The organism is Pantoea sp. SIMBA_079, from assembly GCF_046940275.1.
Lineage (GTDB): Bacteria > Pseudomonadota > Gammaproteobacteria > Enterobacterales > Enterobacteriaceae > Pantoea > Pantoea borealis.
The window spans coordinates 1-601 of record NZ_JAWRYR010000041.1; the positions used below are offsets into that span (position 1 = coordinate 1).

General features: G+C 53.7%; 1 protein-coding gene, 1 tRNA gene and 1 rRNA gene. All 3 read right to left on the minus strand.

The annotated features are described in order from the left end of the window. On the minus strand, positions 1-254 hold a 254-nt coding region (locus SB719_RS18970), incomplete at its 3' end, for a hypothetical protein (protein WP_412159580.1). A 15-nt stretch (positions 255-269) separates the two neighbouring features. Continuing rightward, positions 270-344, minus strand: a tRNA-Glu gene (locus tag SB719_RS18975). Between the two features lie 87 nt (positions 345-431). After that, a 16S ribosomal RNA gene (locus SB719_RS18980) occupies positions 432-601 on the minus strand; the annotation flags it as partial.

The window sequence follows — 601 nt, forward strand, 5'->3', positions numbered from 1 at the left end:
CCTTCATCGCCTCTGACTGCCAGGGCATCCACCGTGTACGCTTGGTCGCTTAACCTCACAACCCACAGGCGTTTTGAACGCTCGTGAATCGCGATAATCTTGAGACCCGGCCGCATCGTTCTGCCACCCTTATTACGGAGGGTGACCGGACGCGGTCGTTTCAAATTTTCAGCTTGTTCCGGATTGTTAAAGAGCAATATCTCAAACTCGACGTCGCCGTCAGTTTTGAGATATTTCGTGGAGACACCTTTCACCTGTCACCAAGCAAGTGGCGTCCCCTAGGGGATTCGAACCCCTGTTGCCGCCGTGAAAGGGCGGAGTCCTAACCGCTAGACGAAGGGGACACATCGTGTCGCGACTTCGCAGCCGTCTTGCTCATTACTTTCTATCAGACAATCTGTGTGAGCACTTCGCGGGAAGGTATCTTCAGGTAAGGAGGTGATCCAACCGCAGGTTCCCCTACGGTTACCTTGTTACGACTTCACCCCAGTCATGAATCACAAAGTGGTAAGCGCCCTCCCGAAGGTTAAGCTACCTACTTCTTTTGCAACCCACTCCCATGGTGTGACGGGCGGTGTGTACAAGGCCCGGGAACGTATTC